Consider the following 7,398-nt stretch of genomic DNA (forward strand, 5'->3'; position numbering starts at 1 on the left):
ATCCCGTACCGCATTACCAGCACAGTGTCATCGGTTACAACTACCGGTTAAGCGATATCCTTGCCGGGCTCGGTCGGGGACAATTGAAAGTACTCGACCGCCGGATCGAACAACGGCGCAAAATTTTCGAATACTATCAAAAAGCGTTAGGTGACTTACCCGGTTTTGAATTCATGCCGGAACCGGAAGGATTTTTCAGTACTCATTGGTTAAGCTGCGTTCTGATTGATCCAGTCAAGTTCGGTGCTACCCGAGAAGAAATCCGCTTGAAGTTAGAAGAATCGAATATCGAGTCGCGGCCGTTATGGATGCCAATGCACCTGCAACCGGTGTTTAAGGGGTGTGAGTATTATGGCACGGGAGTTTCGGATCGCTTGTTTGAAATCGGGCTTTGCCTGCCATCGGCGTCGTCAATGTCCGACGCGGATTTGGAAATGACCTGCAGTATTATCCGTTCGATGCAGAAGAAGTAACCGACCATCGAGCCACACTATCGACTGGATGTTAGAATCTTCACCATTTTTTAATAATCCTTCGATTCTCTGGAATCGAAGGATTTTTTATTAGATGTGAAGCGCATCAAACGGATTGGTTTATGATTTGTTATATTAAGGTATCCTATCTCTTCAATTAAAAATGTCAATGTAATGACGGTTCGAGGCACCTATGGCAGCAACAAGTTTTGTAACGAAACCAAAATTCGTCAACAAGACGATTCCGTTTTTCTCAAAACCTTTACGATATTCGTTCGCGATGACAGTAGCGCTCATCTTAGTTCTTCTAACGACCTCGACAGGTTTCGCATTACCTGGATACTCCCTCACCCGGGTCACCATTAAGCTTACTCCAGAATTCTCGAATCGAGTGGTACGCCTCGTTGACGGTACAATTTCTCTCCCAACCGGCTCGACCGAACTGGATGTCATACTTCGTGAACGTAAAGCCGATCAGCTTACCCCTTTCTTTTCATTCGATCCGATTTCGCTTAAGAACCCGGAATTTACACGTTTGGGAATGAACCGCTTTTACAAAATCGTATTCGAGTTAACCGATGAGCGGGACATTAGACAACTCGTGCAACGCTTAGAAAAAATTGATGTCATCGAGCTTGCCGAAGTAATTCCGTTGGCATTCGCCGATTTAACCCCCAACGATTGGGGGCTTAGCAGCCGGAACATGTGGTTCCTTGATTCGGTTCATGCACGGCAAGCGTGGGACAACCAAACCGGCAGTAGCAGTATCCTTGCGATAACCATCGATACCGGTGTCAACTACAACCATGAAGATTTGACGGGCAACATCGGAACAAACACTGCTGAAGACATTAACGGCGACGGTTTGTTTACCGCTGCCGACAACAATGGTGTTGATAACGATGGAAATGGTTTTGTCGACGATGTCATCGGTTGGGATTTTGTATCACATTCTTATACCGAAATCTCGGGTGGTTCTGCTGCTTCCGGTGAAGATTATGGGCCTCGCGATAACACCCCCGCCGATGTTCATGGACACGGCACCCATGTTTGTGGCAGTATCGCTGGTGTAACAAACAATAGTTTGGGAGTACCGGCAGTCAGTTACAATGTCAGAACTCGCGCACTACGGGCTGGTTTTGCTTGGTTGTATGGTTCGACACTGTATGGTTCGGGCTACGACGACGACTTTGCGCCGGCGATTCAATATTCAGTGAATCTTGGGGCGCGGATTATCAGTATCAGTTTTGGCGGTTCCAGTTCTTCAACGGCGTATCAAACTGCAGTTACTTATGCCCGTAACAACAACTGCTTAGTTCTGGCATCCGCCGGAAACAGCAATAGCTCAACGATACAGTATCCGGGCGGTTACACCGGTGTGATGGCAGTTGCTGCGCTGGATCGTGGTAATGTCAAAGCGGATTTCTCGAATTACGGAAGTTGGGTCGATATCTCAGCACCCGGGGTCGATATCTGGTCGACGATGGTCGTGAATACATACAATCCCAATCCGTATGTTGCATGGGATGGCACCTCGATGGCGACTCCCACCGCCGCATCGGTTGCAGCTTTAGCGCTGTCCCGTAACTCCGGATTGACCGACGATCAATTGGAGACCCAACTCTTAAGTACCGCAACAAGTATTGCCACCCAAAACCCCAGTTACATCGGTATGCTTGGGTCCGGGATCGTGAATGCTCAAACCCTGATAAATGGTATCAGTCCGAGTGGAATTACTGTCATCGCTCCAAACGGCGGTGAGAATTTTTTACTCGAGTCGACAGCAACCATTCAATGGACAGCCAATTCATCGATTACGAACGTGAAAATCGAATTGAATCGCAGTTACCCCTCTGCGACCTGGGAGACTCTGATTGCCTCCACAACGAACGACGGGAGCCATTCTTGGACGGTAAGCGGTGCATCGACAGCCACGGCGAGGGTCCGAATTTCCAATGCAGTTAATGCCGCAGTTGCCGACACATCCAATGCGAATTTTTCGATCTACGCGGTCAAAGTGCTTTCGCCCAATGGCGGCGAAGTGCTAACGATTGGAGCTACGACCCCCATTACTTGGTCGGCCGCAACCAGTTACACCAATGTGAAGATTGAACTCAATCGCAGTTATCCGTCGGCTTCATGGGAAACAATTGCACTCTCAACCCCTAACACCGGTTCCTACAATTGGCTGATAAATGGAGCTGCTTCGACTACCAGTCGAATCCGAATATCCAATGCCGCCAATTTGTCGATTGCTGACACCTCCGATGCTGATTTCTATTTGTTCACTTTACCAACAACTATGCAGGAGTATTTCAATACGAGCGTGCCTCCAGCGAATTGGACAAATTTGGGTGATTGGGATTTGTTTGCTTACTCGGGTAACAACTCTGCGCGTCTCAATTATTACGACATCAATTCAATTGGTACCCGTGACTCGATGTTTACCTCACAATTGAATTTGTCGGGATACGGCACTGCGACACTTCGCTTTAGTACCAGTTACGCACTGTACAGTGGGTATTACGATTCGTTAATTGTTGCTGCGCGCATAGGAACCGGAGCATGGACTTCACTCTGGCGGCAAGGTGGTTCGACCCTCTCAAATCGAACCGGGAGAAACCCGACAACGTTCCGAACGAATAGCATCAATCTTGCAGCGCAGTACTTAGCAAGCAACGTTCAATTCGCTTTCATTGGTTATAACGGGTACGGCGATAATCTCTATCTCGATTCAGTGCTTGTTTCAGGAACCGTGAGTAGATCGATAACCGTTACTTCTCCAAATGGCGGTGAAAACTGGATTGTCGGCACAACCCATCCGATTACCTGGACATCACAAAATCTGACCGGGAACGTTCATATTGTCATTGACCGGAATTACCCTTCGGGAACATGGACCGGATTGTTCAACAATATTCCTAACGACGGTTCCGAGAACTGGACCATAACCGGAGCGGCTTCCGCAGCGGCGCGGATTCGTATTTTATCGGTCGATGATTTATCAATCGGAGACACCTGTAATGCGAACTTTACTTTAACGCAACCAACGATTACTCTTACCCGCCCAAACAGTGGGGAATCACTTTATACGGGTAAGACCGATACGATTCGCTGGACTTCTACGAATCTTTCCGGCAACGTATCCATCTTCCTGAACCGCGATTATCCGGCAGGGAGCTGGGACTCGTTAACAACGGTTGCCTACACCGCAACACCCTATCTCTGGACACCGTCCGGCGCAAGCACCATCAACGCGCGATTTCGCATCGTATCGGTAACTTATCCCAGCGTTGCCGACACATCGAATGCGAACTTCAGTGTTACCGCCAGTCAGAATGCGCTCACATATCCGCATGGCGGAGAAACGTTCCTGATGGATGCAGTCGATACGATTCGCTGGTCGACAAATCTCCCCGGCAATGTTACGGTGAAGTGGACTCGGAATTATCCTGTTGGCTCGTGGTACACGATAGGAACGTTGCTCGGCAGTACCGGAAAACTGGGTTGGACAGTTCCAGATTCGGCGACGACCACCGCTCGCTTTGCGGTAATACCGGCATATCTCCCCACTCTCGCCGACACCTCGAATGCGAACAGTACGATTATTCATCCGACTGTGACCTTTACCCATCCAAATGGCGGAGAAACCTTATACATTGGACGTTCCGACACAATCCGCTGGACCGCGAATTTCTCAGCGACAGTGGTAGTTGCGTATTGTAGCAACGGCGCTGACATCAATAGTGCCGAGGTGATTCCCGGTGGCGATTCGGTTGCGGTTTCACAAGGATGGTTTGTCTGGACACCACAGCTCCCGTTGACTACTCGTGGAAGAATCTGTTTGGTTGAATGGGGCAACTCACGCGAACATTGGAGTGCCGCAGATTTCAGCATTGTAACTCCTCAATTCACTTTCCAGCATCCCAATGGCGGCGAGACTTTATATTCCGGTATTTCCGATACAATCCGCTGGACAACGAACATCCAAGGAACTGCCACGATTGCATACAGTAGTAATGGTGTCAATCTCAATGATGCCGTTGTATTAGCAGGAGGAGACTCGGTTTCTTTGTCCCGCGGATGGTTTGCGTGGACACCGGAAATACCCACAACAACGCATGGTCGAGTTTGCATCATCGAGTGGAACACCGGGATCGCTCATTGGTCGAATGGTGACTTCACTGTACTAACACCGCAACTTTCGATTACTCATCCCAACGATGGTGAGACTTTGTACATCGGGGTTCCCGACACTATCCGTTGGACGACAAATCTCACTGGTGCTGTAACTATCGCGTATAGTCCACAAGGCGCCGACATCAGTCACGCGGCAGCTTTAGCCGGAGGCGATTCGATCCCTCTGTCGCAAGGGTGGTTTGCGTGGACGCCCGAATTGCCAGCAACTACTCATGGTCGGATTTGTCTGGTCGAATGGTCGAATGGAATGGAACATTGGTCAGGAAGTGACTTCACTGTTGCAAACCGCACTATCACGTTACTACGTCCGAACGGTGGTGAAGATTTCGTCCATGGAAGTACCGATACTATTCGCTGGGACGCGGTCGGGGTGAATGGAAATCTGCAAATCGACGTAAACCGCAACTACCCAACCGGTGCATGGGAACCATTGGCAACAGTCGCTGCTAGCGCTTCGCCTTGGTTATGGAATGTCACAGGAGCACTCACCAGCAACGCCCGGATTCGGATTTCGATGGTTGATGTTCCGTTGGTTTCGGATATATCGAATGCATCGTTCCGAATTGTTACCACGATTCCTCCGGCGGCACCGGGCGGAGTTACCGCGACCTTGATGGGGAGCTCAGTACGCATCTCATGGAATCGGGTCGATACCACGACAACGGGATTGGCGGTTACGGTTACCGGTTACCAGATTCTTGCGGGATCTTCCCTAAATAACATGACTGTAATCGCAACAACGAATCATCGTGATTCGACAAGTTGGATCGATTCCGAGGTGTTAGGTGTATCCTCGATGAAATTGTACCGGGTGGTTGCGGTCTCCAATGGCGCACTCGACACAACAACACCGCCACTGGATGAAATTCTACCCATCACAATTCGATTGGAGCAACCGACCCCATCTCCAGTCGATTCAAGAAAACAGAAGTAGGTACACAAGACTCCATTTGTTTTTGTAAAGAGCAAGGGGCGTATGATCACCATACGCCCCTTACTTATGCATAGTGATTACTGCCACGAAATGGCATTACACTGCAATCTCTTTTATCGTGGGGATGAGCTCTTGTGCGATTTGCCAAAATTCCGTAAAAAGATTTTCATCCGTACCGTCCATATCCTTAGTACGATGATAGAGCGAAATCGCAAAAGGAACAAGCCAACGCGATTCGGGAAACCGCAACAGATTAGGGTTCATATCGCCAATCCGAATGCGGTCAAGCGCATCGGCATCTTTCAACATGGCAATCAACATCCAGTATTCGTGAGTGCGTTCCGGTTCCAGTGAATGCGGCCAACTATGGTAACTCACAGCGGAGCGAATTGCCGGCCAATCCTCATCGGCGATTCCCACATCCTGCAGAAAGCTTTGCAGATCGCTATTCGCATCAAGTTTGTCGATAGCGTCCTGACCATGATGATAACTCACTCCGTCGTGTTCGCGAGCGATGTCGTGGAGATAGACCGTCGCCCACAATGGAATCGTATACTCTTTCTTCTGTAACAAATCGAGCAACATCCAAGCGTTTATCAGAACTCTGCCGATATGGCGACGATCATGCAATGTACCGTGGTGCGAAAATAAACTCACCGGCGGAATCAACTCATTTAGTGAGAGCTTGGTAGAATTAACGAGCTCCATACTCCCTTTCGCAAAAACAAGAACAAACAAATATGAACTTCATTCTCAATTTACAGACGATTATGCCCGAATCCTCGCGGGAACTCAATCGATTCGTCTAAGAGCATAGATTTTTTGGAGTTTACGTTTAAGATTGTTATCTTATTCACAACATCTTTGATAGTTTTCTCCGAAGTGAAACTTCCCGGATTGCACTGCAATAATACTGCTAATCGTAAACGTAAACGTTTGCATCCGATAGCGAACCAACACCTTGGTATCAAAAATTGATACCACCATTCATAAAGGTTCGTTATCGCATCGGTACCCGAGGACCCATTGTGATAAACTATACCAAGCCTCAACCCCCCAGCGAGGACAAACGCTGGAAAATCGTCCAAGCAGAAATGCGCAAATTCGGCAATTCGCATTACGCTTTGATCCAAGCGCTCCACGCTGTACAGGACGCGTTTGGTTTTCTCGACAACGACGCCTTAGCATTCGTTGCAGCCTCGTTGCGGGTCCCGCTCAGCCGGGTTTATGGCGTAGCCACCTTCTACCATTACTTCACTTTGAAGCCGGCGGGGAAACATACCTGTACGATTTGTACCGGTACCGCCTGCTACATCAAAGGGGTGCCCGAACTGTTGACCGCTTTGAAAGAGAAGTACAACGTCGGGTTGGGACAAACGACAGAGGACGGCGATTTGTCAGTGCTATCCGCCCGCTGCGTCGGAGCCTGCGGACTGGCGCCAGTCGCAGTTATCGACGGAGTTGCCGTCGGAAAACTCACTGCCGACAAATTGATCGCATCGCTTGAGGAGGTAATCGCAAAATGATATTAGACGACCTCAATGAATTAGCGAGTAAAGTTCATGAAGAAATCGCCGCTGCCAAGCATCGCATTCACATTTGCGTAGCGGCCGGCTGTATCTCGTCCGGCAGCGATAAAGTACTGTCTGCTTTCAAAGACGAAGTGAAGAAACGCGGATGGGAAGGCAAGTGTCTGGTGAAAGGGGTCGGTTGTTTGGGACCCTGTGCCGGCGGCCCAGTGGTTTTAGTCGACTCGGAGAATGTCGCCTACGAACACGTAGCGATTGAAGA

The 7,398-nt window shown here is 49.2% G+C and carries 5 protein-coding genes; 4 read left to right on the forward strand and 1 reads right to left on the reverse strand.

Annotated elements, in window-relative coordinates; translation table 11 throughout:
- Positions 1–473: DegT/DnrJ/EryC1/StrS family aminotransferase (locus OEM52_12450; GenBank protein ID MDK9700950.1), on the forward strand; the 473-nt coding region annotated here is incomplete at its 5' end.
- A gap of 193 nt (positions 474–666) precedes the next feature.
- Entirely contained in the window at positions 667–5,607 is a 4,941-nt protein-coding gene (locus OEM52_12455) for a S8 family serine peptidase (protein MDK9700951.1), read from the forward strand.
- Positions 5,608–5,703: 96 nt separating this feature from the next.
- On the opposite strand, the gene OEM52_12460 is transcribed toward OEM52_12455, so the two are convergent.
- Positions 5,704–6,315 carry a hypothetical protein gene (locus OEM52_12460; protein MDK9700952.1) on the reverse strand — a complete coding sequence of 204 codons (612 nt, stop codon included), beginning with the start codon at positions 6,313–6,315 and terminating at the stop codon, positions 5,704–5,706.
- 317 nt (positions 6,316–6,632) lie between these two features.
- Here OEM52_12460 and OEM52_12465 point away from each other — a divergent pair, with 317 nt between their 5' ends.
- On the forward strand, positions 6,633–7,133 hold the full coding sequence (locus OEM52_12465; protein ID MDK9700953.1) for an NAD(P)H-dependent oxidoreductase subunit E: 501 nt from the start codon (positions 6,633–6,635) through the stop codon (positions 7,131–7,133).
- Positions 7,130–7,398 (forward strand): (2Fe-2S) ferredoxin domain-containing protein (locus tag OEM52_12470; protein ID MDK9700954.1); only part of this gene is annotated, 269 nt, incomplete at its 3' end. The genes OEM52_12465 and OEM52_12470, both read left to right, overlap by 4 nt.

It is taken from the genome of bacterium, from assembly GCA_030247525.1.
Lineage (GTDB): Bacteria > Electryoneota > JAOADG01 > JAOADG01 > JAOADG01 > JAOTSC01.

Bases quoted from the DNA above. Each gene is read 5' to 3' on its own strand.
- OEM52_12460 (MDK9700952.1), bottom strand. From the start codon at position 6,315: ATGGAGCTCGTTAATTCTACCAAGCTCTCACTAAATGAGTTGATTCCG.
- OEM52_12455 (MDK9700951.1), top strand. From the start codon at position 667: ATGGCAGCAACAAGTTTTGTAACGAAACCAAAATTCGTCAACAAGACG.